The following is a 26,687-nucleotide window of genomic DNA, read 5'->3' on the forward strand; positions in this document are numbered from 1 at the left end:
GGGCTGCGCTAAAACAGCGCTGGCTCCTAGGGTAACAGATGTGACCAGGCAGGCCCCCAGTGACTATACTAGGGAGCCTTTTTAACCAGAGCTGCGGGAGCACATGAGTACAACCCTGGATACTGACATCTGCATTATCGGCGGCGGCGTCGCCGGGCTATGGCTCAACGCACGCCTGCGCAAGGCTGGCTATCATACCGTGCTGATTGAGCGTGGCGCCCTGGGAGGCGGTCAGAGCGTCAAGTCACAGGGCATCATCCATGGCGGTATCAAGTATGCACTCGGTGGCAAGCTCAACGCCGCAACGGAGGCGATCGCCGACATGCCCAACCGCTGGCGGCAGTGCCTGACCGGCGAAGGCGAACTGGATCTGAGTGGCGTGCGGGTGCTTTCCCAGCACCATTATCTGTGGTCGCCCGGCAGCCTGATCAGCAATCTGGCCGGTTTTTTTGCCAGCAAGGCCCTGCGCGGGCGGGTGGATCAGATCAAGGGCAAGGCGTTACCCACCGTATTCAACAACCCGGGCTTCAAGGGCAAGGTGTATCAGCTCGGTGAGCTGGTACTGGACGTGCCGGATGTCATCCAGCGTCTGGCAGAGCTCTCGGGCGACAGCCTGATCAGCGACAATAACCCACACATCCTGCGTGACGACAGCGGCGAGATAGCCGGGATTCAGCTGGCCGGCACACGGGTTCGCGCGAGCCGTTATGTGCTTACCGCCGGTGAAGGTACCGAAGGCCTGCTGCAGGACTGGGGCGTCAGCGAGCCGGCAATGCAGCGTCGCCCGCTGCAAATGGTGCTGGTCAAGGGCCCGGATCTGCCACCCCTGTATGCCCACTGTCTCGGCGCCAGCCCCAAGCCGCGCCTGACCGTCACCACTCACCCCTGTGAAGACGGCCAGTGGTGCTGGTATCTGGGTGGCGACCTCGCAGAGCAAGGGGTCAATCAAGCACCGGACCAGTTGATCGACCAGGCTCGCCGCGAACTCCGTGAGCTGCTGCCGTGGATCGACCTGAGCGCGTGCCAGTGGACCACCCTGCCGGTCAACCGGGCCGAGCCGGCCCAGAGCGGGCTGGTACGCCCCGATAACGCCTACGTTCAAGCCTGCCACAACGCGCTGATCAGCTGGCCGACCAAGCTGGCCCTGGCACCCAATCTGAGCGATCTGGTAATGCAGGAACTGAACCGCCAGCAGGTAACATCGACCGGGCATCCACCGCTGCCGCCAGACCTGCCGCGCCCACGTGTGGCAGCACCGCTTTGGGACGCCTGCTTCCAATGAGTACCCTGCACCCCTTCTACCGCACCCTGGGAGACACCGGCCTGCGCCTGTCTCCCCTCGGGCTGGGTACCGTCAAGATCGGCCGTAATCAGGGCGTAAAGTATCCGAACGGTTTCGACTTGCCAGACGACGACGCTGTGCGCAACCTGCTCGCGCTCGCACATGATCTGGGCATCAACCTGCTGGACACCGCGCCGGCCTACGGCACCAGCGAGCAACGCCTTGGCCCCCTGCTCAAGGGCCAGCGGGACAACTGGATCATCTGCAGCAAGGTTGGCGAGGAGTTTGTCGAAGGCCAGTCGCATTTTGATTTCTCGGCCAAACATACCCGCCATTCGGTAGAACGGTCACTGCAGCGCCTGAGCACCGATCGACTGGACCTGGTACTGGTGCACTCCGACGGCAACGATCTTGAAGTGCTGGATCAGGAAGTCTACCCGACGCTGGCCCAGCTCAAGCAACAAGGCCTGATTCTCGCCTACGGGTTCTCCGGCAAGACGGTAGCCGGTGGTCTGCGTGCCCTGCAGCAGGGCGATTGCGCCATGGTGACCTACAACCTGCGCGAACAGGCAGAGCGCGAGGTGCTCGACTTCGCCCTGCAACACAACAAGGGCATTCTGATCAAAAAAGCGCTGGCCAGCGGGCACGTCTGCCTGAATGGCGAGGATCCGGTACGCAAGAGCCTGGAATTGGTTCTCGGGCACCCCGGCGTGACCAGCGCGATTATCGGCACCATAACCCCCAGCCACCTTGCGCAGAATGTCAGCGCGGCCCTGTCGGTACTATCCAGCATGGAGTAAGGCATGACTCAAATCGTTGCCCGGAAAAACCCCGTCGCATTCAAGACCCAGGCCATCGCGGTTACCGCCAGTGCAGAGGTATTACGCTACGAACCAACCGGCAGCCCTTTGAGTTTTGCCCAGATACAGGAGCGTCGCGTCCCGCTCCAGCTCAGCGACCCCAACCACTTCAATGTCGTTCTGGCCAACCTGGGGGTCTCGGTCGATCTGTATCTGCACTGGCAGCAGCGGGATTTCCGCCTGCTGGTACGTCAGGACCGGCCGGACCATGGCGACCAGGTTCTGAAACTGTTGTCCGGCTACGTTCCTTCCCACGAACTGCGCGTGCCACTGTTGACCGTCATGACCGAGATCGCCGAGGAATTGCTGATCGAGACCCGAAGCGGCTGGCTGCAGGGGCGCTATCAGGATACCTGGCTGCCGACGCCCTATGCAGAGAGCCTGCCATTGGACAGTGAACGCCATTTCACCCTTGGCGCACGTGCCGGAAATACCAGGCCGGTGCTCTGCCGTGAGCTGAACCTGCTTGAGCGCCCACGGGCATACGTCCACTTGCCGACCAGTTCGCTGCAACTGGTCTACCAGATGCAGCTTGCTCTGCCGGACGACATAGACGCCCCTTCGCTCTTGCATGCCGACGAATATCTTGATCCGGACAGCAGGGAACTGATCGCCCGGGTTGACCACCAGCAACCGGACCTGTTTCTGGCCGAGTACCGCAACGGCGAACCCACCGGCGAGCTATATCATCTGCAACGCGGCGAACTGGTCGCCCAGCCAACGGGGGGCCTGCTGCTTAGCGAGGCGTTTGCCGAACAACAGGGCTGGGTGGTCACCGCAGCCAACTGCGCACTGCAGCAGGGCCTTGGCCTGACTGACGGCACAGCGTAACCACTGATTTGGCGCAAGCGTGTCAACATCAGCGCTCGCGCTGACGCAGCCACTCCAGATCTTCGGGGCGGGTAATTTTCAGATTGTCGGCACGGCCTTCCACCAGCAGCGGTGCCTGACCGACCCACTCCATCGCCGAGGCCTCATCGGTAATCCGGGCGCCAGCGGCCAGCGCCTCGGCCAGCGCCTGCTGCAATGGCCCGAGACGAAACATCTGTGGCGTGTAAGCCTGCCAGAACAGGCTGCGATCGGGTGTTGATGACACCCGGCCATCCGGACCGATCTGCTTGAGAGTATCGCGCACCGGTACAGCCAGTAGTCCACCGACCGGATCATCGGCTAACGTGCTGAGCAGCTTGTGCAGGTCGCTATCGGCGAGATTGGGGCGAGCCGCGTCGTGCACCAGCACCCAGTCGTCATCGGTCGCGCCCAGCTCCCGCAACGCAATCAGGCCATTGAGTACCGAGTCGGCACGCTCGCGGCCGCCGACTGCACGGGTGATACGCGCATCCTGCGCGCAGGGCAGCGTCGGCCACCAGCCATCATCTGCAGAGAGGGACACCACCAACCCGCGCAGCCCCGGTTGATCCAGGAAGCAGGCCAGGGTGTGTTCGATCAGGGTGCGCTCACCCCAGAGAAGGTATTGCTTCGGACGGTCTGCCTGCATGCGCGCGCCGACACCGGCGGCGGGCAGAACGACCCAGAAATCGGGTGTAGCGACGCTCATTGGTCGCTCAGTTGGAACAGGGTCTCGCCCTGCTTGACCATGCCCAGCTCACGACGGGCACGCTCTTCGACGGTTTCCAGCCCCTGCTTGAGTTCAATGACCTCTGCCGTCAGCACACGATTACGCTCCAGCAGCTGCTCGTTCTCGCGCTGCTGCTCGGCAATCTGCTGCTTGAGCTGGGAAACGTGGGCAAGACTGCCCTCGCCGACCCAGAGTCGGTACTGCATCGCCGCCAGCAGCGACAGCGCAATGAGCCAGAGCCATTTCAAGCCGGATGCTCCTGTCAAGGAACGGCGGGTACGCTCACGCGTACCCGCCAGACCGATCAGCCGCGGAACTCGGCGCGACCCTTGTAGGGCGCCTTGTCACCCAGTTGCTCTTCGATACGCAGCAGCTGGTTGTACTTGGATACGCGGTCGGAACGGCACAGCGAACCGGTCTTGATCTGACCGGCAGCGGTACCCACAGCCAGATCGGCGATGGTGCTGTCTTCGGTCTCACCGGAGCGGTGCGAGATGACGGCGGTAAAGCCGGCAGCCTTGGCCATCTGGATCGCTTCCAGGGTCTCGGTCAGCGAACCGATCTGGTTGAACTTGATCAGGATGGAGTTGCCGATCTTCTCGTCGATACCGCGCTTGAGAATCTTGGTGTTGGTCACGAACAGGTCGTCACCAACCAGCTGCACCTTCTCGCCGATCTTGTCGGTCAGGACTTTCCAGCCAGCCCAGTCGGACTCGTCCATGCCGTCTTCGATGGAGATGATCGGGTAGCGCTGGGTCAGGCCAGCCAGGTAGTCGGCAAAACCGGCCGCATCGAACACCTTGCCTTCGCCGGCCAGGTCGTAATTGCCGTCCTTGTAGAACTCGCTGGAAGCGCAGTCCAGTGCCAGAGTGACGTCGTCACCCAGGGTGTAACCGGCGTTGGCAACGGCCTCGGCGATGGCTGCCAGCGCGTCTTCGTTGGACGCCAGGTTCGGCGCGAAGCCGCCTTCGTCACCGACTGCGGTGTTCAGACCACGGGCCTTCAGAACCGCTTTGAGGTGATGGAAAATCTCGGCACCCATGCGCAGCGCATCGGCGAAGTTCTTGGCGCCAACCGGCTGAACCATGAACTCCTGGATGTCGACGTTGTTGTCGGCGTGCTCACCGCCGTTGATGATGTTCATCATCGGTACCGGCATGGAGTAGACACCGGGGGTACCGTTCAGGTCGGCAATGTGCGCGTACAGCGGCACGCCCTTGGCCTGGGCAGCCGCCTTGGCTGCCGCCAGGGAAACGGCGAGGATCGCGTTGGCGCCCAGCTTGGCCTTGTTTTCGGTGCCGTCCAGTTCGATCATGGCGCGATCCAGGTCAGCCTGAGCGGTGGCATCACGACCAACCAGCAGCTCACGGATGGGGCCATTGATATTGGCGACGGCCTTGAGCACGCCCTTGCCGAGGTAACGGCTCTTGTCGCCATCACGCAGTTCCAGTGCTTCGCGCGAACCGGTAGAGGCGCCGGAGGGTGCACAGGCGCTGCCCATGATGCCGCCTTCCAGAATTACGTCCGCTTCAACGGTCGGGTTACCGCGCGAGTCCAGAACCTCACGGCCCTTGATATCAATGATTTTTGCCATCTTTACTTGCTAGCTCCGTATATCGGGTCAATCGGGTGAAAGCGGTAGCGGCTCAAGCCGTTTCCAGCACCGGGAAGCTCTTGACCAGATCGTCAAGGGCCTTCAACTGGGCAAGGAACGGCTCCAGCTTGTCCAGGCGCAGGGCGCAGGGGCCGTCGCACTTGGCGTTGTCAGGATCGGGGTGCGCTTCGAGGAACAGACCCGCCAGGCCCTGGCTCATGCCCGCCTTGGCCAGATCGGTGACCTGGGCCCGGCGACCGCCGGCCGAGTCACTGCGACCACCCGGCATCTGCAGGGCATGGGTCACGTCGAAGAACACCGGGTACTCGAACTGCTTCATGATGCCGAAGCCAAGCATGTCGACTACCAGATTGTTGTAACCGAAGGACGAACCGCGCTCGCACAGCACAAGGCGGTCATTGCCGGCTTCTTCACACTTGGTGAGGATGTGCTTCATTTCCTGCGGCGCGAGGAACTGGGCCTTCTTGATGTTGATCACGGCGTTGGTTTTGGCCATCGCCACAACCAGATCCGTCTGCCGGGAAAGGAAGGCCGGCAGCTGGATGATGTCGCACACTTCGGCAACCGGCGCAGCCTGATAGGGCTCGTGCACGTCAGTGATGACCGGCACGTTGAAGGTGCGCTTGATCTCTTCAAAGATCTTAAGACCCTCTTCCATGCCGGGGCCGCGGAACGAGTTGATCGACGAGCGGTTGGCCTTGTCGAAGCTGGCCTTGAACACGTAGGGAATCCCCAGCTTGCCGGTGACTTCAACGTAGTGTTCGCAGATCTGCATTGCCAGATCTCGCGACTCCAGTACGTTCATGCCACCAAACAGAACTAAGGGTTTGTCGTTGGCCATCTCGATGTCACCAACGCGCACGATTTTCTGTGCCATAAGCCAGCTTCTTCCTTAATCTCAGCCGTTCTTGTGCTGACGCAGCGCGGCGCCGATGAAACCACTGAACAGCGGGTGGCCGTAACGCGGCGTCGACGTAAATTCCGGGTGGAACTGGCAGGCCACGAACCACGGGTGATCCTTGACCTCGACTACCTCGACCAGCGCGCCGTCGCCGGAACGACCGGAAATACTCAGACCGCCAGCCTGCAGATCGGGCAACAGATTATTGTTGACCTCGTAGCGGTGACGGTGACGCTCGACGATCACGTCCTTGCCATAGCAGTCGTGCGCCTTGGAGCCCGGCTCCAGCGTGCATTCCTGCGCACCCAGACGCATGGTGCCGCCCAAGTCGGACGCCTCGGTACGCAGCTCGGTCTGACCGGTCGCATCCTGCCACTCGGTGATCAGACCCACAACCGGGTGACCGGAGGTCTTGTCGAACTCGGTGGAGTTGGCATCACTCCAGCCCAGCACATTGCGGGCGTACTCGATGACCGCGACCTGCATGCCCAGACAGATGCCCAGGTACGGAATCTTGTTCTCGCGGGCATAGCGCACGGCCGCGATCTTGCCCTCGACACCACGGGAGCCAAAGCCGCCCGGCACCAGAATGGCGTCGACCCCTTCCAGCAGACCGGTGCCTTGCTGTTCGATATTCTCGGAGTCGATATAGCGCACATTCACCTTGGTGCGTGCCTGAATGCCGGCGTGGCTGAGTGCCTCGATCAGCGACTTGTAGGCATCGAGCAGCTCCATGTACTTGCCGACCATGGCGATGGTGACTTCATGCTCGGGGTTGAGCTTGGCGTCTACCACGCGGTCCCACTCGGACAGGTCAGCCTGACCGCACTCCAGACCAAAGCGTTCGACGACGAAGTCATCCAGGCCCTGTGCGTGCAGTACAGACGGAATCTTGTAGATGGTGTCGACGTCTTCCAGACCGATCACCGCACGCTCTTCCACGTTGGTAAACAGCGCAATCTTGCGGCGCGAAGACAGATCGATCGGATGATCGGAGCGGCAGATCAGCACGTCGGGCTGCAGGCCGATGGAGCGCAGCTCCTTGACCGAATGCTGGGTCGGCTTGGTCTTGGTCTCGCCAGCGGTGGCGATGTAGGGCACCAGCGTCAGGTGCATCAGCATCGCGCGCTTGGCACCGACCTCCACCCGCAGCTGACGGATGGCTTCCAGGAACGGCTGGGACTCGATGTCGCCCACGGTACCGCCGATTTCAACCAGCGCCACGTCGGCATCGCCGGCACCCTTGATGATGCGGCTCTTGATCTCGTCGGTAATGTGCGGAATGACCTGAATGGTCGCGCCCAGATAGTCACCACGGCGCTCCTTGCGCAGCACGTCGGCATAGACACGGCCGGTAGTGAAGTTGTTGTTCTGAGTCATGGTAGCGTTGACGAAACGCTCGTAGTGCCCCAGATCAAGGTCGGTTTCCGCGCCATCATGGGTCACGAAGACTTCACCATGCTGGAAGGGACTCATGGTGCCCGGATCCACGTTGATATAGGGATCCAGCTTGAGCATGGTGACCTTCAGACCACGCGCCTCGAGGATAGCCGCGAGGGAAGCCGAGGCGATGCCCTTACCCAAAGAAGAAACAACACCACCCGTGACGAAGATGTAGCGCGTCATGAAAAACCCATAGATTGAACAGTTAAGCGGTTTGCACCGCGAGGAATTCGAAGGGAGTCAGAGGTGACCTGAAGGGTCAGCCAAAGTCTCGTCAAGATGGGAAGTCAGGATACCAGACGGGCCCCGCTTGCTCAATCCGAAACAGGCTTCCAACTGACCGTAAAACCACTCTGATTTCCGTCCACCAGAGCCTGCTCGGCGTTCCAGCGCCCCGCCACCGAAACCAGCTCGCCGCCTGAGTATAGCAACGGCACCGAAGGACGCAGCCAGGCAGGTACGCGGGCCTCCTGAAGCAGCTGTTTGACCGACCGGGTAGGCCTGCCCGGCAGCTTTATTCGCTCGCCCCCCTGCCGGTACGCAAGCTGCCACCCAGCCGCACCGGGAGCTCGTAAACCGCCGGACGACGGCGCGATAAAGAGGGTCCCGTTACCGGCCAACAGCGACTGACAGGCAAGTGGCTGACAAATCTGGGCACTCCCCTGCCGGGGCCAGCCGGCCTCCACCAGCCAGAGACGATCTGACGAACGGTATAGCCTGTGACTACCCAGCAGCAGTTGCGGTTGCGCGTCGCTGCAGGCTGCGAGTTGCTGCACCCACTGATCAAGATGCCGCTGATCCGGCATCAGCACGCCCTGCTGCCTCAACCAGAAACGCAGCAGATTGCGCTGCCTGGCGGGCGACAACACCAGTACCGGTGCAAGCAGCAGACTCGGCCAGTGACCAAGCCAGGCATCATCAAGCGGTAACACGGCAGACTGCAGATCAGATGCTGCCAGGTCATCCAGCAACCCGCAGGCCTCATCAGCATGTTCTGCCAGGCGGCGCAGACTCTGGTCTACCTGCGGCCAGCTGTCACGCAGCGCCGGCAACAACGCGTGCCGCAGCGCCGTACGGGCAAAACGCGCATCCCTGTTGGCAGGATCCTCAATCCAGTTCAAACCCTGTCGAACAGCGAAATCCGCAAGCTCGGCGCGCGACGCGTCCAGCAACGGTCGTGACAGCCAGCCACGCCCGAGCGGGCGACGAGCAGGCATCCCTGCCAGCCCTTGAATACCCGTGCCACGCAGCATGCGAAACAACATCGTTTCCAGCTGATCATCGGCATGATGCGCCAGCAGCAACTCGGCGCCCTCCGGCAGTGCCTCAGCAAAGGCTGCGTAGCGCGCGTCGCGGGCAGCCTGTTCGATACTGGGACTCTGCCCCACCCGCACCCGCACCACCGTCAGCGGCACACCCCGGGCGTCGCAGGCACGCTGACAATGCATCGCCCAGGCGTCAGCCTCGGGGTGCAGTCCGTGATGAATATGAATGGCGTAAAGTGGCGGAATATCAGAGGATTGGCGCGCCTGGACCAGCAGCTCAAGTAGAACCATGGAATCCAGACCACCGGACAACCCCAGCCACCAGGCCGGGGCGCCCAAACAGGAGCTGAGCTGCTCGCGCAGCCCCTGCGGTGTGAGCATTTACTGAATACCGAAGGACATCAGCCGCTGGTAGCGGGTTTCCAGCAGTTGCTCGGGAGTGCGTTCGTCAAGTTTGGCCAGTTGCGCAACCAGTTGCTCCTTGAGGCGCTCGGCAGTTTCCTGCGGTGAGCGCTGTGCGCCACCCAGCGGCTCGGGGATCAGGGTGTCGACCAGTCCCAGCTCTTTCAGACGCTCGGCGGTAATACCCATGGCCGCCGCTGCATCAGCCGCCTTTTCGGCGCTTTTCCAGAGAATGGAAGCACAGCCCTCGGGCGAGATCACCGAATAGGTCGAGTACTGCAGCATCATCAGATGATCGCAGACACCAATGGCCAGCGCACCGCCGGAGCCGCCTTCACCAATAACAGTGGCGATAATCGGCGTTTTCAGACGCGACATGACCTGCAGGTTCCAGGCAATGGCCTCACTCTGGCCGCGCTCTTCGGCATCAATACCCGGATACGCGCCGGGGGTGTCGATAAAGGTCAGGATCGGCATCTTGAAGCGCTCGGCCATTTCCATCAGGCGGCAGGCCTTGCGGTAGCCTTCCGGCTTGGGCATGCCGAAGTTGCGGCGCACCTTTTCCTTTACGTCACGGCCTTTCTGGTGACCGATGACCATCACCGGCCGGCCGTCCAGACGCGCAATGCCGCCAACGATGGCGGCATCATCGGCAAAATGGCGATCGCCGTGCAGCTCTTCAAAGTCGGTAAAAATGTGACGGATATAATCCAGCGTATAGGGCCGCTGCGGGTGGCGCGACATCTGGGCAACCTGCCAGCTGCTCAGGTTGCCGAAAATGCTCTCGGTCAGGGACTTGCTCTTCTCCTGCAGCCGAGTGATTTCTTCGGTGATGTTCAGCGCGTTGTCACTGCCGACCAGACGCAGCTCTTCGATCTTGGCCTGCAGGTCCGCAATTGGCTGTTCAAACTCCAAGTATTTCTGGCTGTTGCTCATAGGCATCCATCATCCGCTTGCGCCCGATCCGGGCATCCAAAAGTTTCGCAAATAACCTTACGGGATTGCCGGGCGCCCGTCGAGCATCCGGCTTTGCGCTATCTATAGTGCAGAGAGACGCTGTCTTTGCCCAACTGGTCACGCAGGCTTTGCAGCAGATCGTCTGCCGGCTCCACACGCCACTCGTCACCCAGGCGCAGCAGCGCTGCCGCATCGGCCCGCTGGTACTCGACCGTAACCGGGCAGCCGCCGCGATACTGCTGCAGCAGCCCTGCCATTCGGCTCAGCGCGGCGGCGTCGTGACGGGCGCCATCGAGGTTCACCCGTACACTGTCGAGCAGCCCGGTACGCGCCTCCTCCAGACTCATCACGCGCTTGGCACGCACCCGCATGCCGCCGGAGAAGTCATCGACCGCAACCTCCCCTTCGACCACCAGCATGGCGTCCTTCTGCAGCAAAGCCTGCGCCGCATTGTAGGCCTCGGAGAACAGTGACACCTCGATCCGCGCCGATCGGTCATCGAGGGTGACAAAGCCTACCTTGTCGCCGCGCTTGTTCTTCATCACCCGCATGTCGAATACCAGCCCAGCGATGGTCTGGCTCTCGCGCGAAGGCTTCAGATCCAGAATGCGCTGACGGGCAAAACGCCGAATCTCGCGTTCGTACTCGTCGATCGGGTGACCCGTCAGATACAGACCCAGGGTTTCCTTCTCGCCACGCAGGCGTTCCTTGAAGGTCCACTCGCGCACCTTGCGGTAGGGCTCGTACACGTCGCGTTCGGTAGATGGCCCTAGCAAATCACCAAACAGGTCGTCGTGGCCGCTATCGGCGCTGCGCGCGGTCTGTTCGGCCGAGGCAATCGCCTCTTCCATCGCGCTCATCAATGCTGCGCGGTTACGGTCGATCTGCTTCTGATAGGCCTGAACTTCCTCGGCGAAGAACGGCCCGAGGCGATCCAGCGCACCGCTGCGAATCAGCGCTTCCATCACCCGCTTGTTGATACGCTTGAGGTCCACCCGGGCGCAGAAGTCGAACAAGTCGTTAAACGGGCCGCCGGCCTTGCGGGTCTCAACGATGGTTTCGACCGGGCCTTCACCCACGCCCTTGATCGCGCCGAGGCCGTAAACCACATCACCGGCGTCATCGACGGTGAACTTGAATTCCGAAACATTGACATCCGGCGCCTTGATCCGCAGGCGCATGCTGCGGCATTCCTCAATCAGCGTCACCACCTTGTCGGTGTTGTGCATATCCGCCGAGAGAACCGCTGCCATGAAGGGTGCCGGGTAATGGGCCTTCAGCCAGGCAGTCTGGTAGGAAACCAGACCATAGGCGGCCGAATGCGACTTGTTGAAGCCGTAACCGGCGAACTTTTCTACCAGATCGAAAATGTTACCGGCCAGGTCCGCGTCAATGCCGTTATTGGCGCAGCCTTCGATAAAGCCGCCACGCTGCTTGGCCATCTCTTCGGGCTTTTTCTTACCCATCGCCCGGCGCAGCATGTCCGCGCCACCCAGGGTGTAGCCAGCCATCACCTGGGCGATCTGCATGACCTGTTCCTGATACAGGATGATGCCGTAGGTAGGCTTTAGTACCGGCTCAAGACCGGCGTACTGATAGTTGGGGTGCGGGTAGGAAATCTCTTCCCGTCCGTGCTTGCGGTTGATGAAGTCGTCCACCATGCCTGACTGCAACGGGCCCGGACGGAACAGGGCCACCAGTGCGATCATGTCTTCCAGACAGTCGGGCTTGAGCTTCTTGATCAGCTCCTTCATGCCGCGCGATTCAAGCTGGAAAACGGCGGTGGTTTCCGCTTTTTGCAGCATGCTGTAGGTCGGTGCGTCATCCAGCGGGATCAGGTCGATATTGACCAGTTCCTCGTCACTGGCGCCCTGCGCACGCTGCTGGCGGTGGATGGTTTCCATCGCCCACTTGATGATGGTCAGGGTCCGCAGACCGAGGAAGTCGAACTTCACCAGACCGGCGGCTTCCACGTCGTCCTTGTCGAACTGGGTAACCAGGCCGCCACCCGATTCGTCGCAATACAGTGGCGCGAAATCGGTCAGCTTGGTCGGCGCGATTACCACGCCCCCGGCGTGTTTTCCGACGTTACGGGTAATACCCTCCAGCTTGAGCGCCATGTCCCAGATTTCCTGGGCTTCCTCATCGTTGGCGAGGAAATCGCGCAGCATCTCTTCCTGCTCATAGGCCTTGGTCAGCGTCATGCCGACCTCGAAGGGAATCATCTTCGACAGCTTGTCGGCCAGGCCGTAAGACTTGCCCTGCACCCGCGCCACGTCGCGCACTACCGCCTTGGCCGCCATGGTACCGAAGGTGATGATCTGCGAGACCGCGTTTCGGCCGTAGGCGTCGGCTACATAGTCGATGACCCGATCGCGGCCTTCCATGCAGAAGTCGACGTCGAAGTCGGGCATGGAAATACGCTCCGGGTTGAGGAAGCGCTCAAACAGCAGATCGTAGGCCAGCGGATCAAGGTCGGTAATCAGCAGCGAATAGGCGACAAGCGACCCCGCCCCCGAGCCCCGGCCCGGGCCTACCGGCACGCCGTTGCCCTTGGCCCACTTGATAAAGTCCATCACGATCAGGAAGTAGCCGGGAAAGCCCATCTGATTGATGATGTCGAGTTCGAAGTTGAGACGGTCGATATAGACCTGGCGCTTGGCCTCGTAGTCCGGCGTATCAGGCGGCAGAATCACCTTCAGACGCTCTTCCAGGCCCTCGAAGGAGACCTTCTTGAAGTACTCCTCGATGGTAAGACCATCCGGAATGGGAAACTCCGGCAGAAAGTAGGTACCCAGCTGGACATCGATATTGCAGCGCTTGGCAATTTCGACACTGTTTTCCAGCGCCTCGGGGATATCGGCAAACAGCTCGGCCATTTCCTCCGAGGTTTTCAGGTACTGCTCCTCGCTGTACTGACGCACCCGGCGCGGATCGTCCAGCGCCCTGCCCTCACCAATGCAGACACGGGTCTCATGGGCCTCGAAGTCACCGCGCTTGAGAAAGCGTACATCGTTGGTCGCGACCACCGGACAGCCGCTGCGCGCCGCCAGCGCGACGGCGGCATGCACGTGTTCCTCATCATTGACGCGACTGGTGCGCTGCAGTTCGAGATAAAAGCGATCAGGGAAGACACCCATCCAATAGGCCAGCAGCTCATCCGCCCGTTCGGGGCTCGAAGACAGCAGCGCGATACCAATCTCCCCTTCCTTGGCCGCCGACAGGGCGATCACGCCCTCGCTGGCCTCGGCAATCCACTCCCGACGCACCGTAACAACGCCGTTGCGCTGACCCTCGGTATAGCCACGCGAGACCAGCTCGGTGAGATTGCGGTAGCCCTTGGGGTTCATCGCCAGCAGACTGATGCGGGTCAGCACGCTGTCGTCTTCGGCATCGGTCAGCCACAGATCAACGCCGGAAATCGGCTTGATGCCACCGCCCATCGCAGCCTTGTAGAACTTGACCAGGCTGCACATGTTGCTCTGGTCGGTAATCGCCACCGCCGGCATGCCCGCCTCGGTAACAGCCTTGATCAGGGGTTTGACCTTGACCAGTCCGTCGACCAGGGAGTACTCACTGTGGACACGCAGGTGAACAAAGGAAAATGACATGGAAATCCTGTTTCAGATGGCGAAGCGTCAGGCAGAGAATTGTAGCGACGGGGAACTGCTGCGGCCAGTCGCAGCATACAGAACGATGTGACCGCTGCAGCCGGTTACCGTTCCAGCGCCTTGCGCACCGGCGCAAAGGAACGACGATGAATGGGTGTCGCACCCAGCTCACGCAGTGCGGCGAGGTGCACCGGCGTTGGATAGCCTTTGTGACCGGCTATGCCATACCCGGGATATTGCCTGTCCAACTCCAGCATTTCGCGATCACGTGCGACCTTGGCCAGAATCGATGCTGCCGCAATTGCCGGCACCCGGCTATCGCCCTTGATCACCGGCTCGCTGCGCATCGGCAACGCCGGACAGCGATTGCCGTCCACCAGCACCAGATCGGGGCGAACCTGCAACCCCGCTACCGCGCGCTGCATCGCCAGCATGGTAGCGTGCAGAATATTCAGCCGATCGATTTCTTCCACCTCGGCCCGGGCAATGCACCAGGCGAGCGCGCGCTCCTGAATCAGCGGAAAGAGTGCCTCTCGCCGCGCCTCGGTCAATTTCTTGGAATCATTCAGCCCTTCGATCGGACGGGCCGGATCCAGGATAACGGCCGCGGTAACCACCGCACCACAGAGCGGACCGCGCCCTACCTCATCAACCCCGGCGATCAGCTCCTCGCCCGCCGGCAATGACCAGTCCATGCTGAGCTGACTCACAGGTGTCCACGCTCGGCCATCAGGTCGGCAACCGCGTCCGCCGCGCACTGATCGGCATCACGACGCAGCATCTGATGCAGCTGCATAAAGGTCTGTTCTGTTTCGGCTCGCTCTGCGGTCGGCAGCAGGCGGGCCAGCAGCGCCTCGCCCATTGCCTCGGGCGTCGCCGCATCCTGCAGGAACTCGGGGGCCACTTCGCGCCCGGCCAGCAAATTCGGCAGCGACACATGCCCCACCTTGACCAGCCGCTTGAGGATACGGAAGGTCAGCCCCGCCATACGATAGGCCACCACCATCGGGCGCTTGAACAGCATGGCTTCGAGCGTGGCGGTACCCGAGGCGATCAATACCGCATCACAGGCAGCCAATACCTCATGAGCCTGGCCGTCGAACAGGGTCAGCGGCAACTCAAGTCCGCTCTCGGCGAGAATGGCGTCCATCTGCTGATGGCGTTCAGGACTGGCGCAGGGCATGATGAACTGCAGATCCGGCTGACGCTCAAGGCACCAGGCGGCAGTATCCAGGAACAGGCGCCCCAGCTTGCGCAGCTCACCGTTGCGGCTACCCGGCAGCAGAGCGACAACACGTCCCGCTTCCGCCAGACCCAGCGACTGCCGCGCGGCGGCACGATCCGGCTCCAGCGGGACACGGTCGGCCAGGGTGTGGCCGACGCAGCGCACCGCCACACCGTGCCGGCGGTAGACGTCTTCCTCAAAGGGAAACAGGGTGAGCATCAGATCGGTCGACTGAGCGATACCCAGAACCCGCTTCTCACGCCACGCCCAGACCGACGGGCTGACGTAGTGCACCGTGGGAATGCCCGCGTCACGCAGACGCTGTTCAACCCCAAGGGTGAAGTCCGGCGCATCAATACCAATGAATACGTCCGGCCGCTCCTGCTTGAGGTAATCGACCAGCTCGCGACGGATTCTGAGCAGCTCGCGCAGACGCCCGAGCACCTCGACCAGCCCCATTACCGACAGACGCTCCATCGGCACCCGGGTCTGCATGCCCTCGGCGAGCATGCGAGGCCCTCCGATACCAATAAAACGTGCATTGGGGAAACGTTGCTTGAGCGCCGCGATCAGCCCTGCCCCCAGGGTATCGCCGGACGCCTCACCGGCAACCAGGGCAATACACAGGGGCTTGTTCGAACGCAACGGGGCGATACCTGCCATGTCAGCGGGTAATGCCGCGGGTCGACTCGTTGATGGAGGCACAGTACAGGGCAACTTCCGGGAACTGCTCGGCAGCCTCCGCCAGTTGCGCCATCGCCTCGCTGGTGGTCAGACCCTGACGGTAGACGACCTTGTAGGCACGGCGCAGCGCACTGATCAGCTCGGCGGAATAACCGCGACGACGCATGCCCTCGAAGTTCATGCCATGGGCACTGGCCGGGTTACCACCGACCATGACAAACGCCGGAATATCCTTGAACACCGCAGTATTGGCGGCGCTCATGGCAAAGGAGCCGATGTGGCAGAACTGGTGGACTGTGGTGTAGCCACCCAGAATCGCACCATCGCCCACATGTACATGACCGGCGATGGTCGCATTGTTGGCCATGATGATGTTGTCACCAACCACGCAGTCGTGGGCGACATGGACATACGCCATCAGCAGATTGTTGCTGCCAATACGGGTGATGCCCTGGTCCTGCACGGTTCCGCGATGCAGGGTGCAGCCTTCGCGGATGATGTTGTTGTCACCAATCACCAGCCGGGTAGGCTCACCCTTGTACTTCTTGTCCTGACACTCCTCGCCCACCGACGCGAACTGGAATATCCGGTTCCCGCGCCCGATGGTCGTCGGCCCCTTGATAACAACATGGGAGGCTACCTGCGTGCCGGCGCCAATCTCGACGTCGGCACCGATATAACTCCAGGGACCTACCTCGACGTCATCAGCCAGCCGTGCGGCCGGATCAACAATCGCCAGAGGGTGAATACGACTCATATCTTGCGTTCCGCACAAATGATTTCAGCTGAACAGGCTTCCTTGCCGTCAACGGTAGCACGGCAGGCAAACTTCCAGATACCACGCTTGTCACTCAGATAGCTGGCTTCCAGCTGAAGCTGATCGCCCGGCACAACCGGCTGGCGGAAGCGCAGCTTGTCGGAGCCGACAAAATAATACAGAGTGCCATCCGCCGGTTTTACGCCCATCATCTTGAAGCCGAGCAGGCCGGCGGCCTGAGCCATGGCCTCGATGATCAGCACACCGGGCATAATCGGGTGCTGGGGAAAATGACCATTGAAGAACGGCTCATTGACCGAGACGTTCTTGTAAGCACGAATGCGCTTGTTCTCAAGATCCAGCTCCTGAACCCGATCCACCAGCAGGAAGGGGTAACGGTGGGGCAGGTATTCTTTGATTTCGTTGATATCCATGTATCGCTGGCCTTGCTGAAAAGGATAAAAGCGCCCCGAACGGGGCGCCACTCAGGCGTTTGATGAGTCGGGGGACTGCCGAGTCACCTGCTCAAGCTGTTTCTCGAGCTGCTGAAGTCGCTTGGCCATACCATCAAGCTGACGGATACGCGCAGCGCTCTTCTTCCATTCGCCAGCCGGCTGCATCGCCGTACCTGAGGAATAGGCACCCGGCTCGGTGATGGAGCGGGTGACCATGGTCATGCCGCTGACGAACACATTGTCGCAGACCTCGATATGCCCGACCATGCCGACACCGCCAGCAATCATGCAGTGGCGACCGATTTTGGTGCTGCCGGAGATACCGACGCAGGCCGCCATTGCCGTGTGATCACCGACCTGCACGTTATGTGCGATCTGAATCTGGTTATCGAGCTTGACCCCGTTGCCGATCAGGGTGTCGGCCAAGGCGCCGCGGTCGATGGTGGTATTGGCACCGATTTCGACATCATCACCAATACGCACTCCGCCAATCTGGGCAATTTTCTGCCAGTGGCCAGCCTGATTGGCGAAGCCAAACCCCTCGGAGCCGATTACCGCACCCGACTGAATCACCACTCGCTCGCCAATATGAACGTCGTGGTAAAGGGTCACCCGGGGAGCGAGCCAGCCACCCGCACCGATAGTCGAACGCGCACCGACATAGCACTGCGGACTCAGGGTAACGCCGGCACCGATAACGGCCTCGGCCTCGACAACCACACCGGCGCCAATGCTGGCACTGGGATCAACCTGCGCGTTCGCTGCCACCACCGCAGTCGGGTGAATACCGGCAGCTGCTATGGGCTTGCGGTCAAAGCGGTGAGACAGGCGAGCGTAGGTCAGATAAGGGTCGGCCACCACCAGCGCATTGCCGGCAAACCCCTCGGCATCGCGCTCGGTCAGCAGGACCGCACTGGCACGGGTATCAGCCAGGTACTTGCGATACTGGGCGTTGGCCAGAAAAGCGAGTTGGCCGGGGCCGGCATCCTGCAGGGTCGCCAGGCCGAGGATTTCCGTTTGCGGGTCCCCAATAAGCTGCGCGCCGAGCTCTTCAGCCAGGCGCGCAAGGGACAAGGACAGGATTTCGGACATCAGCGGGTGCTATTCAGGCGCTCAATCACCTGACGGGTGATATCGAACTGCGGCTTCACTTCGATCACGCCACCGCGATCGAGTACCAGGTCGTAACCACCTGCGGACAGTACGCCTTCAACGGCAGCATCCAGGCGCGGACGCAGGGTTTCCAGCATCTGACGATCGGACTGGGCCTTGGCCTCATTCAGCTCACGCGACTGCAGCTGGAACTCACGTACCTTCTGACGCAGTTCAAGCTCCAGCTTTTCGAGCTCGGACTGCTCCATCTGACCGCCATCACGCTGCAGGCGCTCCTGCAAACGCTTGGCTTCAGCTTCCAGATTCTTTACGCGTTGCAGCTGCGCACCGAACTGCTTTTCGGCGTCAACCGAGTATTTCTTCGCTGCATCCGACTCCAGCAGCGCCATCTGATAATCCAGCACGGCAATCTTCATCTCGGCAGAGGCCTGGAAACTGGCCAGAGCCAGCAGGGACATCACCGCTACACGCGTAAACTTACCCACTCTAAAACTCCTGATTTCGATACCACGTTGTTATTGGTCTGACGTCAGAACGTCTGGCCGAGAGTGAACTGGAACACCTGGGCGTCGTCGGCCGAATCAGCATTCAGCGGCATGGCCAGACTGAAGCCCAAGGGGCCCAGTGCGGTCAGCCAGGACAGGCCGACACCGACACTGTAACGCAGCTCACCGAGGTCAACATCGCCACAACCGGGATTCTTGTCGCCCTCAACCGTCTTGGTCTGCGTGCACTGGGTATCGTATATGTTACCTACGTCGAAAAACAGGGCCGTGCGCAACGAACGCTGGTCTTTGACGAAGGGGGCCGGGAAGATAACTTCCGCACCGCCGGTGATCTTGATGTTACCGCCAAAGGGCAGCGAGTCCTGATCAGGGTCGTTGACATTCGGGGTACTCTTCGGACCCAGGGTGCTGTCCTCGAAGCCGCGCACAGAGCCGATACCGCCGGCGTAGTAATGCTCGTAGAACGGCATGCGGTCGGTACCGCCAAAGCCGCGACCAAAGCCCAGATCGGTGTGCAGACGCAGGGTCAGGTCTTCGGTCATCGGGAAGAAGCGCTGACCGCGATAATCCATGGTGTAGAACTGCAGATCACTGCCCGGCACGGTCACATGCCAGCTCAGGCTCTGCGAGTGGCCACGATCCGGGAATACGCCGCGATTGAGCGTGCTCTGCGACCAGGAGGCGTCGAAGAACAGGTTGGTAAAGCTGTCCCCTTCGGTATCCAGGAAATTCAGAATCTCCTGCACGGTATAGATACCGCTCTTGATGGTGTCCTGCTGGGCACTCATCCCGAAGGAGATGCGCGAGGTGTCACTGACCGGATAACCGAAGTTGAAGCCGCCACCGAAGGAGTCGACGGCGTAGCTGGTGACATCGACGTCCAGCTCATCGTAGTCGGTAGTCCGGTAGAATGCGTTGTAGCCCAGGCTCATGCCGTCAACGGTGAAGTACGGATCCAGAAAGCCGAAGGACAACGAGGTCTGATAATCGGAGCGGTTTGCCCCGACACTTACCCGGTTACCGGTACCGAAGAAGTTGTTCTGGCTGATCGAGCCACCGAGGATGATACCGGAGCTCTGGGAAAAACCGAGGCTGGCGGTTACCGAGCCGGACGGCTGCTCTTCGACGCTGTAATTGACGTCAATCAGATCGTCGGTGCCGGGTACCGGAACCGTCTCGACATTCACTTCCTTGAAGAAACCCAGGCGCTCAAGGCGGGTCTTGGACTGATCAATCAGATAGGTTGACGCCCAGCCACCCTCCATTTGCCGCATTTCGCGACGCAGCACCTGATCTTCGGTCTTGGTATTGCCACGGAAGTTGATGCGATTGACGTAGGCACGCTTGCCCGGGTCGACATAGAAGGTCACGGCAACCGTCTTGTCTTCTTCGTTGATCTCGGGAATACCGTTGACGCTGGCGAAGGTGTAACCCTCATTACCCAGTCGACGACTGATCAGGTCGGAGGTAGACGTCATCACCTGGCGGGAGAAAATCTGACCCGGTTCAATCAGCATCAGACGCTTGATCTCGTCCTCACCTACGACCAGATCACCGGACAGACGCACATCGCTGATGCTGTAGCGCTCGCCCTCGGTAATGTTGACGGTGATATAGACGTGTTTCTTGTCCGGGGTGATGGATACCTGGGTCGAAGCCACGTTCATGTTGATGTAGCCACGGTCCAGATAATAGGAGCGCAGCCGTTCCAGATCACCCGACAGCTTCTCGCGGGAATACTTGTCGTCACTGCTCAGGAACGAGAACCAGCCCGACGTCTTCAGCTCGAACAGATCAACGAGATCTTCGGTCTCGAAGACGGTGTTGCCGACAACGTTGATGTGCGAAATCGCCGCAACCGACCCCTCGTCGATGACAATCTTCAAGGCAACCCGGTTACGCGGTTCGGGAATGACCTGCGCCTCGATATCGGCAGAGTAGCGACCCTGGGATACGTACTGACGAAGCAGCTCGTTGCGCACCCCTTCCAGGGTTGCGCGCTGGAAAATCTCGCCTTCAGCCAGGCCGGCGGCGCTCAGGCCCTTGAGCAGGTCCTCGCTCTTGATCGCCTTGTTGCCTTCCAGCTCGATAGAAGAAATGGAGGGACGCTCGACCAGGTTGATCACCAGCACGTCGCCTTCGCGACCCAGCTGAATATCCTGAAAGAAGCCGGTACGGAACAGGGAGCGCGTAGCTTCGACCAGTTCCGGATCATCGACTTCGTCACCAATGTTCAGCGGCAAGGCGCTGAATACGCTGCCGGCGGAAACCCGCTGCAAACCATTGACGCGGATATCGGAGATCTGGAAGGCAGCGGCGTGAGCCCCCGGCGCCAATAGCATCGAAAAAAGCGCAGGCAATAGGTAACGTTTCATGAAATCCGTTTTGATCCAGCTGATTGAATTCTTATCTGCCATCAATGGCAGGTCGTGTTCAGGCAGTGCACTTGGTCAGCCGCCCAGGCGGCTAATATCGTTATAAATGGCAAACAGCATGACTCCGACGATCAGGCTCAAGCCGATCTGCAGTCCCCATGTCTGAATTCGCTCGGAGAGAGGCTTACCCCTGACCCACTCGGCCACGTAATACACCAGGTGACCACCATCCAGAACCGGTATCGGGAGAAGGTTCAAAACCCCCAGACTGATACTCAAGTACGCAATAAAACTGAGAAAACTTTCCAGCCCTGACTTGGCAGAGGCGCCCGCCACTTTAGCAATCGTAATCGGACCACTCAAGTTTTTTGCCGAGACCAGCCCTGTCAGCATCTTCCACAGTGAGTCCAGCGTCAGCGCTGTCATTTCCCAGGTTTTCTGCATCGCGACCGGCACAGCGACCAGAGGGTTGTAACTTATCTGGCGCTGCATGTGAGCCGGCATGTCGATCGGCTCGACGCCTGCACCAACGTATCCGACAACCACATCGTCACTTGCCTTGGGACGCGGCGTCAGCGCGATATCAACCAGGCTGCCGTTGCGCTCGACCTGTAATTGCAGGACCTGCTGCGCATTGGCCTGAATGGTCGGCACCACGTCGGTCAGCCAGTCGGATACCGGCTGACCGTCAATAGAAAGAATCAGATCGCCAGGCTGCAAACCGGCCTCGGCCGCGGCACCGTCAGGCGCAATCTGGCCGATACGCGGGGGAATTTGAGGCTGCCATCCGGTCAACCCGAGCGCCACCATTGGATCGGGCGCCTCTTCTCCCCTGAGCCAGTTATCGAGGGGTAGCTGGTAGCGCTGTTCACTGCCACCGGAAAAGGGTTTGGCAGTCACATCAATGCTGCCACTCTCACCAAGACGCCGGATCAGTTGCAGATTGATTTCGTGCCAGCTTCGTGTCGAGGTGCCATCAACGGCGGTAATTTCCAGCCCTTCGTGCATACCGGCCAATGCCGCAGGGGAACCGGCAGGGACGGGGCCAAGCACTGGCGCCACCGTGCTGAAACCGATCACCGCGACAATCCAGAAGGCGAGGATCGCGAGCAGGAAATTCGCCAGCGGACCTGCAGCCACAACCGCAATGCGCTGCTTTACCGTTTTGCGATTGAAGGCCTGATCCAGCTCGTGTTCGGCAACCGGCGCCTCGCGCTCGTCGAGCATCTTGACGTAGCCGCCCAGCGGAATGGCGGCGATGGCATATTCGGTTCCGCGCCGATCGTGCCAGCGCAGCAGCGCAGGGCCGAAACCGATCGAAAAGCGCAACACCTTGATGCCGCAGCGCCGGGCTACCCAGAAATGACCGTACTCGTGAATGGTGACCAGCAGCCCGAGAGCGACCACCGTAGCCAACAACGTAGACAGCAGCTCCATTCAGTACCTCACAGGGCGGACAAGCCACCCGATAACTTAGCTTCCGTTTGCCTCTACCCAGCTCGAGGCGTGCTCACGCGCGCTGCGATCTGCCTGCAGAATATGCTCCAGATCGCGCACCGCCTCACTGGGCAAACGGTTCAATGTGTCCTCGATGATAACAGGGATGTCCACAAAGCGAACGCGCCCTGCCAGAAAGGCTTCGACCGCCACCTCGTTGGCCGCATTCAGCACGGCGCAACTGGTGCCGCCGGCGAGAGCAGCTTCCCGGGCAAGACGCAGACAGGGAAATCGCACCGGGTCCGGGGCTTCAAAATCAAGTCGTGCGGTTGTCAGCAGATCCAGCGCACTGACACCGGAATCAATGCGCTCAGGCCACGCCAGGGCATGAGCAATGGGCGTTCGCATATCCGGGTTTCCCAGCTGAGCAAGCACGGACCCGTCGACATAATCGACCAGCGAATGCACTACGCTCTGAGGGTGCACAACCACCTCAACCTGATCCGGATGGGCCGCAAACAGCCAGCAGGCCTCAATCAACTCGAGCCCCTTGTTCATCATGCTGGCCGAGTCCACCGATATTTTCTGCCCCATCGACCAGTTCGGATGAGCACAGGCCTGCGCCGGCGTTACCTGAAGCAACTGTTCGTAGGTAAAGCTACGAAACGGCCCACCCGAAGCCGTCAACAGAATACGACGCACCCCTGCCCTGCCGAGCCCCGCCGAATAATGCTCGGGCATACACTGAAAAATCGCATTGTGCTCACTGTCGATCGGCAGCAAGCGCGCGCCGGAGGCCTTCACAGCCTCCATGAACAATGCGCCGGACATGACCAGCGCTTCCTTGTTCGCCAGCAACACCCGCTTGCCCGCCTGGACTGCGGCCAGGGTTGGTCGAAGGCCGGCCGCGCCAACAATGGCCGCCATCACCACATCCACTGCATCATCGGCAGCAACCCGCGCCAACGCGTCGGCACCATGGAGCACTTCGGTCTGCAGCCCTTCTGCCATCAGCTCAGCCTGCAGGACATCGGCCTGAACCTCGTCAGCGACGACCGCATACTGCGGGCGATGAGCACGACACTGCGCCGCCAGCACACTCATGCGGCTATAACCGGTCAGCGCAAACACCTGATAGCGCGACGGGTGACGGGCAATCACGTCCAGCGTGCTGACACCAATCGACCCGGTAGCACCCAGAACGGTAACCTGCTGCCGGCTCACGCCAAACGGCTCCCGAGCAGCAGCCAGACCCCAACGTACAGCGGAATCGCCGCAGTCAGACTATCGATGCGATCCAGCACGCCACCATGCCCCGGCAACAGATTACTGCTGTCCTTGAGGCCGGCCTCGCGCTTGAACAGGCTTTCAGTCAGGTCGCCGACTACCGATATCAGCACCACCAGCGCCGAACCGACAAGGCCCAGCACAATCGCCTGCAGCCCCCACCCCAGATAGAGCATGGCTGCCAGTGCCAGCGACAGACTCAGCAGCAGGCCGCCGAGCAGGCCTTCACGAGTCTTGCCGGGACTGACATTGGGCAGCAACTTGGTGCGGCCAAAGGCCTTGCCGGAAAAGTAGGCGCCGATATCAGCACCAAACACCAGTACCGCAAGCCCCAGAAGCATCCACAGCCCGTGCTCCTGGGCCCGCAGCCAGACCACTCCCGCCCAGGCCGGCAACAGGATCAGCAACCCGAACAGTTGGCGCAGAAAACTGCCGCGCCACAGGCCGGCGCCGTTGGGATAGCGCAGGATCATCAGCGTCGCCATGCCCCACCAAACCAGCGCTGGCGCGACGAAGTAGATGATGGCCGGAGCGTCGCGATACAGACCGACCATGAACAGGCCGAGGGTAGCCGCATAAACAATGCGACCGCTCTGACGGCTTTCACCGCACAGCCGCATCCACTCCCAGGCAGCCAGCATGACCACCGCACCAATAAACGCCGCAAACCATGCGCCCTGCAGGCCGACAAACCCGGACACTGCAATCAGCGCCAGAATGACGCCCGTTATTACCCGTTGCTTGAGCATCAGGACTCCGCTGCGATCTGATCGCTGGTTTTGCCAAATCGGCGTTGACGACCCGCAAAATCGCACATCGCCTCGCGCAGGGCGGCATGCTTGAAATCGGGCCAGTAAAGATCGGAAAAGTACAGCTCGGCGTAGGCCAGCTGCCATAGCAGGAAGTTGCTGATGCGCTTTTCACCGCCAGTGCGAATGCACAGGTCCGGCAACGGCAGGCCCGCAGTACTGAGACGCGCCTCAATCGCCTGCTCGTCAATCGATGCCGGCGTGCGCTCACCGCGCACTGCTTCTTCCGCCAGACTTCGTGCAGCCTGGGCCATGTCCCACTGGCCACCGTAATTGGCGGCAATGACCAGCGTCAGGCGACTGCAATGGGCAGTCTGCTGCTCGGCCTCCAGCATTGCCTGCTGAAGCTCGCGGGAAAACCGGCTGCGATCACCGATGATGCGCAGGCGCACACCATTCTCGCCCAGCTTGCGAACCTCGCGGCGCAGGGCACTGAGGAACAGCTCCATGAGCGCACCGACCTCGTCGGCCGGGCGCTGCCAGTTTTCGCTGGAGAAGGCAAACAGGGTCAGCACCTCGACCCCTTCCTCGACGCAGACCTCAATCATTGCCTTTACCGCATCAACACCTGCCTTGTGCCCGGCAACGCCGGGCATCAGGCGCTTGCGCGCCCAACGGTTGTTGCCATCCATGATGATGGCAATGTGGCGAGGCACGACGGCCAGGCTACCAGCCTGCTTTTTGTTGTTCATTTGAAAGCCGGTCACTGACAGCCTCAGATGGCCATCAGATCCTTTTCTTTCACTTCCAGCGCCTTGTCGATTTCGGCGATGAACTTGTCGGTCAGCTTCTGCACCTCATCAGCGGCGCGACGCTCCTCGTCTTCGCTGATTGCCTTCTCTTTCTGCAGATCCTTGAGCTGACTCAGCGCATCGCGGCGAATGTTGCGCACGGCAACGCGACCGCCTTCAGCCTCTGCACGGGCCTGTTTGGTGTAGCCCTTGCGGGTCTCCTCGGTCAGCGCCGGCATGGGTACACGAATGGTCGTGCCGGAGGTGGCCGGGTTGAGGCCCAGATCAGAGGTCATGATCGCCTTTTCGACCGCCTGAATCATGCCCTTGTCGAACACGCTCAGAGCCAGGGTCCGCGAATCCTCAACGATGACGTTGGCAACCTGACGCAGCGGCGTATCGGAGCCGTAATAGGAGACCATGATGCTATCCAGCAGAGCCGGGTGAGCGCGACCGGTACGAATCTTGGCGAACGCGTGTTCCAGCGCCTCAACGGATTTCTTCATGCGCTCCTGCGCGTCTTGCTTGATTTCGTTGATCATTACTCAACCCTCGATCAGTGTTCCTTCGGCGCTGCCAACAACCGCATTCAGCAACGCACCAGGTTTGTTCATGTTAAACACCCGCAGGGGCATATTGTGGTCACGGATCAGGCAGATTGCCGTCAGGTCCATGACTTCCAGCTTAAGATCCAGAACCTGGTCATAGCTGAGTGTTTCGAAGCGTTCGGCGTTCGGGTCCTTCATCGGGTCGGCGTTGTAGACACCGTCCACCTTGGTTGCCTTGAGCACCAGATCGGCGTCGACCTCGATACCGCGCAAACAGGCCGCCGTATCGGTGGTGAAGAAAGGGTTACCCGTGCCGGCGGAGAATATTACCACGTCACCACCAGCGAGGTAGCGCATTGCCTTGCGGCGGTCGTAATGCTCGGTCACGCCTTCCATGGTAATGGCCGACATCACCCGAGTCTGAATGTTGGACCGCTCCAGCGAGTCGCGCATGGCCAGCGCATTCATGACGGTCGCCAGCATACCCATATGGTCGCCAGTGACCCGATCCATGCCGGCTGCGCTCAACGCAGCACCGCGGAACAGGTTGCCACCGCCAATCACCAGACCGACCTGGACGCCAATACCAATCAACTGCCCGATCTCCAGCGCCATACGGTCCAGCACCTTGGGATCAATACCGAAATCCTCGGTTCCCATCAGCGCCTCGCCGCTGAGCTTGAGAAGAATGCGCTTGTATTTGGGTTGGCGGCTACTGGGTACCTGGGCCATGTCTTAGTCTCCTGGGCTGGAAGGGAGAAATACTCAACGAGTTCCACCCAGACCATCGGGGCGCGAACTTGTTCAGTATTTCTTGAAAAAGAGGCTTCACGCCTGCGCGGGAA

At 60.8% G+C, this 26,687-nt stretch carries 24 protein-coding genes; 3 read left to right on the forward strand and 21 right to left on the reverse strand.

Translation table 11 applies throughout. The annotated features are described in order from the left end of the window. Window positions 1-103 precede the first annotated feature (103 nt). The 3 genes from ACZ5WQ_RS09535 to ACZ5WQ_RS09545 are packed head-to-tail and all read left to right on the forward strand — an operon-like array spanning window position 104 to window position 2,973. A complete protein-coding gene (locus ACZ5WQ_RS09535) occupies window positions 104-1,282 on the forward strand; it encodes an NAD(P)/FAD-dependent oxidoreductase (protein ID WP_464382237.1) in 1,179 nt (392 codons plus the stop codon). Then, window positions 1,279-2,082 (forward strand): aldo/keto reductase, encoded by an 804-nt coding sequence (locus ACZ5WQ_RS09540; protein ID WP_285676446.1) that lies wholly within the window; start codon window positions 1,279-1,281, stop codon window positions 2,080-2,082. Before ACZ5WQ_RS09535 ends, ACZ5WQ_RS09540 begins: the two co-directional genes overlap by 4 nt. 3 nt (window positions 2,083-2,085) lie before the next feature. Beyond that, on the forward strand, window positions 2,086-2,973 hold the full coding sequence (locus ACZ5WQ_RS09545) for a metal ABC transporter ATPase (protein ID WP_269686876.1): 888 nt from the start codon (window positions 2,086-2,088) through the stop codon (window positions 2,971-2,973). 28 nt (window positions 2,974-3,001) lie between these two features. Here ACZ5WQ_RS09545 and ispD read toward each other — a convergent pair whose 3' ends face one another. The 21 genes from ispD to pyrH all read right to left on the reverse strand — a co-directional run bounded on the left by ispD (window position 3,002) and on the right by pyrH (window position 26,574). Next, window positions 3,002-3,700 (reverse strand): 2-C-methyl-D-erythritol 4-phosphate cytidylyltransferase, encoded by a 699-nt coding sequence (gene ispD, locus ACZ5WQ_RS09550; protein WP_269686875.1) that lies wholly within the window; start codon window positions 3,698-3,700, stop codon window positions 3,002-3,004. Then, window positions 3,697-3,927 carry a septum formation initiator family protein gene (locus ACZ5WQ_RS09555; protein WP_088273905.1) on the reverse strand — a complete coding sequence of 77 codons (231 nt, stop codon included), beginning with the start codon at window positions 3,925-3,927 and terminating at the stop codon, window positions 3,697-3,699. The genes ispD and ACZ5WQ_RS09555 overlap by 4 nt, the downstream gene beginning before the upstream one ends. 98 nt (window positions 3,928-4,025) lie before the next feature. After that, on the reverse strand, window positions 4,026-5,315 hold the full coding sequence (gene eno / locus ACZ5WQ_RS09560; protein WP_269686874.1) for a phosphopyruvate hydratase: 1,290 nt from the start codon (window positions 5,313-5,315) through the stop codon (window positions 4,026-4,028). Window positions 5,316-5,367: 52 nt separating this feature from the next. After that, window positions 5,368-6,213 carry a 3-deoxy-8-phosphooctulonate synthase gene (gene kdsA / locus ACZ5WQ_RS09565; protein WP_464382238.1) on the reverse strand — a complete coding sequence of 282 codons (846 nt, stop codon included), beginning with the start codon at window positions 6,211-6,213 and terminating at the stop codon, window positions 5,368-5,370. 21 nt (window positions 6,214-6,234) lie between these two features. Next, window positions 6,235-7,863, reverse strand: coding sequence for a CTP synthase (locus tag ACZ5WQ_RS09570; protein WP_285676449.1), 1,629 nt, complete (start codon window positions 7,861-7,863; stop codon window positions 6,235-6,237). A 131-nt stretch (window positions 7,864-7,994) separates the two neighbouring features. Then, window positions 7,995-9,326: a tRNA lysidine(34) synthetase TilS gene (gene tilS, locus ACZ5WQ_RS09575; protein WP_464382239.1), complete on the reverse strand. Its 1,332-nt coding sequence runs from the start codon at window positions 9,324-9,326 to the stop codon at window positions 7,995-7,997. Beyond that, the gene (gene accA / locus ACZ5WQ_RS09580) at window positions 9,327-10,283 is read right to left on the reverse strand and encodes an acetyl-CoA carboxylase carboxyl transferase subunit alpha (protein ID WP_464383642.1); all 957 of its coding nucleotides are present in this window, start codon (window positions 10,281-10,283) and stop codon (window positions 9,327-9,329) included. Between the two features lie 98 nt (window positions 10,284-10,381). After that, window positions 10,382-13,915: a DNA polymerase III subunit alpha gene (dnaE, locus tag ACZ5WQ_RS09585; protein WP_335600341.1), complete on the reverse strand. Its 3,534-nt coding sequence runs from the start codon at window positions 13,913-13,915 to the stop codon at window positions 10,382-10,384. Window positions 13,916-14,019: 104 nt separating this feature from the next. Continuing rightward, on the reverse strand, window positions 14,020-14,610 hold the full coding sequence (gene rnhB, locus ACZ5WQ_RS09590) for a ribonuclease HII (RefSeq protein WP_228245356.1): 591 nt from the start codon (window positions 14,608-14,610) through the stop codon (window positions 14,020-14,022). Between the two features lie 11 nt (window positions 14,611-14,621). Then, a complete protein-coding gene (lpxB, locus tag ACZ5WQ_RS09595) occupies window positions 14,622-15,803 on the reverse strand; it encodes a lipid-A-disaccharide synthase (RefSeq protein WP_464382240.1) in 1,182 nt (393 codons plus the stop codon). 1 nt (window position 15,804) lies between these two features. Then, a complete protein-coding gene (gene lpxA, locus ACZ5WQ_RS09600) occupies window positions 15,805-16,581 on the reverse strand; it encodes an acyl-ACP--UDP-N-acetylglucosamine O-acyltransferase (protein ID WP_088273403.1) in 777 nt (258 codons plus the stop codon). Continuing rightward, entirely contained in the window at window positions 16,578-17,015 is a 438-nt protein-coding gene (fabZ, locus tag ACZ5WQ_RS09605; protein ID WP_088273402.1) for a 3-hydroxyacyl-ACP dehydratase FabZ, read from the reverse strand. The genes lpxA and fabZ overlap by 4 nt, the downstream gene beginning before the upstream one ends. Window positions 17,016-17,066: 51 nt before the next feature. Beyond that, on the reverse strand, window positions 17,067-18,128 hold the full coding sequence (gene lpxD, locus ACZ5WQ_RS09610; RefSeq protein ID WP_269686868.1) for a UDP-3-O-(3-hydroxymyristoyl)glucosamine N-acyltransferase: 1,062 nt from the start codon (window positions 18,126-18,128) through the stop codon (window positions 17,067-17,069). Beyond that, on the reverse strand, window positions 18,128-18,634 hold the full coding sequence (locus ACZ5WQ_RS09615; RefSeq protein ID WP_088273400.1) for an OmpH/Skp family outer membrane protein: 507 nt from the start codon (window positions 18,632-18,634) through the stop codon (window positions 18,128-18,130). Before ACZ5WQ_RS09615 ends, lpxD begins: the two co-directional genes overlap by 1 nt. A 44-nt stretch (window positions 18,635-18,678) precedes the next feature. Then, complete coding sequence (gene bamA / locus ACZ5WQ_RS09620) at window positions 18,679-21,030, reverse strand: outer membrane protein assembly factor BamA (protein WP_269686867.1); 2,352 nt, start codon at window positions 21,028-21,030, stop codon at window positions 18,679-18,681. 75 nt (window positions 21,031-21,105) lie between these two features. Further along, window positions 21,106-22,467, reverse strand: coding sequence for a sigma E protease regulator RseP (gene rseP / locus ACZ5WQ_RS09625; protein ID WP_228245153.1), 1,362 nt, complete (start codon window positions 22,465-22,467; stop codon window positions 21,106-21,108). Window positions 22,468-22,503: 36 nt separating this feature from the next. Next, window positions 22,504-23,691 carry a 1-deoxy-D-xylulose-5-phosphate reductoisomerase gene (ispC, locus tag ACZ5WQ_RS09630; RefSeq protein ID WP_269686865.1) on the reverse strand — a complete coding sequence of 396 codons (1,188 nt, stop codon included), beginning with the start codon at window positions 23,689-23,691 and terminating at the stop codon, window positions 22,504-22,506. Further along, a complete protein-coding gene (locus ACZ5WQ_RS09635; RefSeq protein WP_088273397.1) occupies window positions 23,688-24,503 on the reverse strand; it encodes a phosphatidate cytidylyltransferase in 816 nt (271 codons plus the stop codon). The genes ispC and ACZ5WQ_RS09635 overlap by 4 nt, the downstream gene beginning before the upstream one ends. After that, window positions 24,503-25,255, reverse strand: a complete 753-nt coding sequence (gene uppS, locus ACZ5WQ_RS09640; protein WP_088273903.1) for a polyprenyl diphosphate synthase — start codon at window positions 25,253-25,255, stop codon at window positions 24,503-24,505. The genes ACZ5WQ_RS09635 and uppS overlap by 1 nt, the downstream gene beginning before the upstream one ends. A gap of 23 nt (window positions 25,256-25,278) precedes the next feature. Next, window positions 25,279-25,836, reverse strand: a complete 558-nt coding sequence (frr, locus tag ACZ5WQ_RS09645) for a ribosome recycling factor (RefSeq protein ID WP_088273396.1) — start codon at window positions 25,834-25,836, stop codon at window positions 25,279-25,281. A gap of 3 nt (window positions 25,837-25,839) precedes the next feature. Beyond that, window positions 25,840-26,574, reverse strand: a complete 735-nt coding sequence (gene pyrH, locus ACZ5WQ_RS09650; RefSeq protein WP_088273395.1) for a UMP kinase — start codon at window positions 26,572-26,574, stop codon at window positions 25,840-25,842. Window positions 26,575-26,687 lie beyond the last annotated feature (113 nt).

This window comes from Halopseudomonas sp. T1L2 (assembly GCF_055397385.1).

Excerpts from the sequence above, each read along its gene's own strand:
- ACZ5WQ_RS09535 (WP_464382237.1), top strand. The coding sequence starts at position 104 with ATGAGTACAACCCTGGATACTGACATCTGCATTATCGGCGGCGGCGTC.
- ACZ5WQ_RS09540 (WP_285676446.1), top strand. The coding sequence starts at position 1,279 with ATGAGTACCCTGCACCCCTTCTACCGCACCCTGGGAGACACCGGCCTG.
- ACZ5WQ_RS09545 (WP_269686876.1), top strand. The coding sequence starts at position 2,086 with ATGACTCAAATCGTTGCCCGGAAAAACCCCGTCGCATTCAAGACCCAG.
- ispD (WP_269686875.1), bottom strand. The coding sequence starts at position 3,700 with ATGAGCGTCGCTACACCCGATTTCTGGGTCGTTCTGCCCGCCGCCGGT.
- ACZ5WQ_RS09555 (WP_088273905.1), bottom strand. The coding sequence starts at position 3,927 with ATGCAGTACCGACTCTGGGTCGGCGAGGGCAGTCTTGCCCACGTTTCC.
- eno (WP_269686874.1), bottom strand. The coding sequence starts at position 5,315 with ATGGCAAAAATCATTGATATCAAGGGCCGTGAGGTTCTGGACTCGCGC.
- kdsA (WP_464382238.1), bottom strand. The coding sequence starts at position 6,213 with ATGGCACAGAAAATCGTGCGCGTTGGTGACATCGAGATGGCCAACGAC.
- ACZ5WQ_RS09570 (WP_285676449.1), bottom strand. The coding sequence starts at position 7,863 with ATGACGCGCTACATCTTCGTCACGGGTGGTGTTGTTTCTTCTTTGGGT.
- tilS (WP_464382239.1), bottom strand. The coding sequence starts at position 9,326 with ATGCTCACACCGCAGGGGCTGCGCGAGCAGCTCAGCTCCTGTTTGGGC.
- accA (WP_464383642.1), bottom strand. The coding sequence starts at position 10,283 with ATGAGCAACAGCCAGAAATACTTGGAGTTTGAACAGCCAATTGCGGAC.
- dnaE (WP_335600341.1), bottom strand. The coding sequence starts at position 13,915 with ATGTCATTTTCCTTTGTTCACCTGCGTGTCCACAGTGAGTACTCCCTG.
- rnhB (WP_228245356.1), bottom strand. The coding sequence starts at position 14,610 with ATGGACTGGTCATTGCCGGCGGGCGAGGAGCTGATCGCCGGGGTTGAT.
- lpxB (WP_464382240.1), bottom strand. The coding sequence starts at position 15,803 with ATGGCAGGTATCGCCCCGTTGCGTTCGAACAAGCCCCTGTGTATTGCC.
- lpxA (WP_088273403.1), bottom strand. The coding sequence starts at position 16,581 with ATGAGTCGTATTCACCCTCTGGCGATTGTTGATCCGGCCGCACGGCTG.
- fabZ (WP_088273402.1), bottom strand. The coding sequence starts at position 17,015 with ATGGATATCAACGAAATCAAAGAATACCTGCCCCACCGTTACCCCTTC.
- lpxD (WP_269686868.1), bottom strand. The coding sequence starts at position 18,128 with ATGTCCGAAATCCTGTCCTTGTCCCTTGCGCGCCTGGCTGAAGAGCTC.
- bamA (WP_269686867.1), bottom strand. The coding sequence starts at position 21,030 with ATGAAACGTTACCTATTGCCTGCGCTTTTTTCGATGCTATTGGCGCCG.
- rseP (WP_228245153.1), bottom strand. The coding sequence starts at position 22,467 with ATGGAGCTGCTGTCTACGTTGTTGGCTACGGTGGTCGCTCTCGGGCTG.
- ACZ5WQ_RS09635 (WP_088273397.1), bottom strand. The coding sequence starts at position 24,503 with ATGCTCAAGCAACGGGTAATAACGGGCGTCATTCTGGCGCTGATTGCA.
- uppS (WP_088273903.1), bottom strand. The coding sequence starts at position 25,255 with ATGAACAACAAAAAGCAGGCTGGTAGCCTGGCCGTCGTGCCTCGCCAC.
- frr (WP_088273396.1), bottom strand. The coding sequence starts at position 25,836 with ATGATCAACGAAATCAAGCAAGACGCGCAGGAGCGCATGAAGAAATCC.
- pyrH (WP_088273395.1), bottom strand. The coding sequence starts at position 26,574 with ATGGCCCAGGTACCCAGTAGCCGCCAACCCAAATACAAGCGCATTCTT.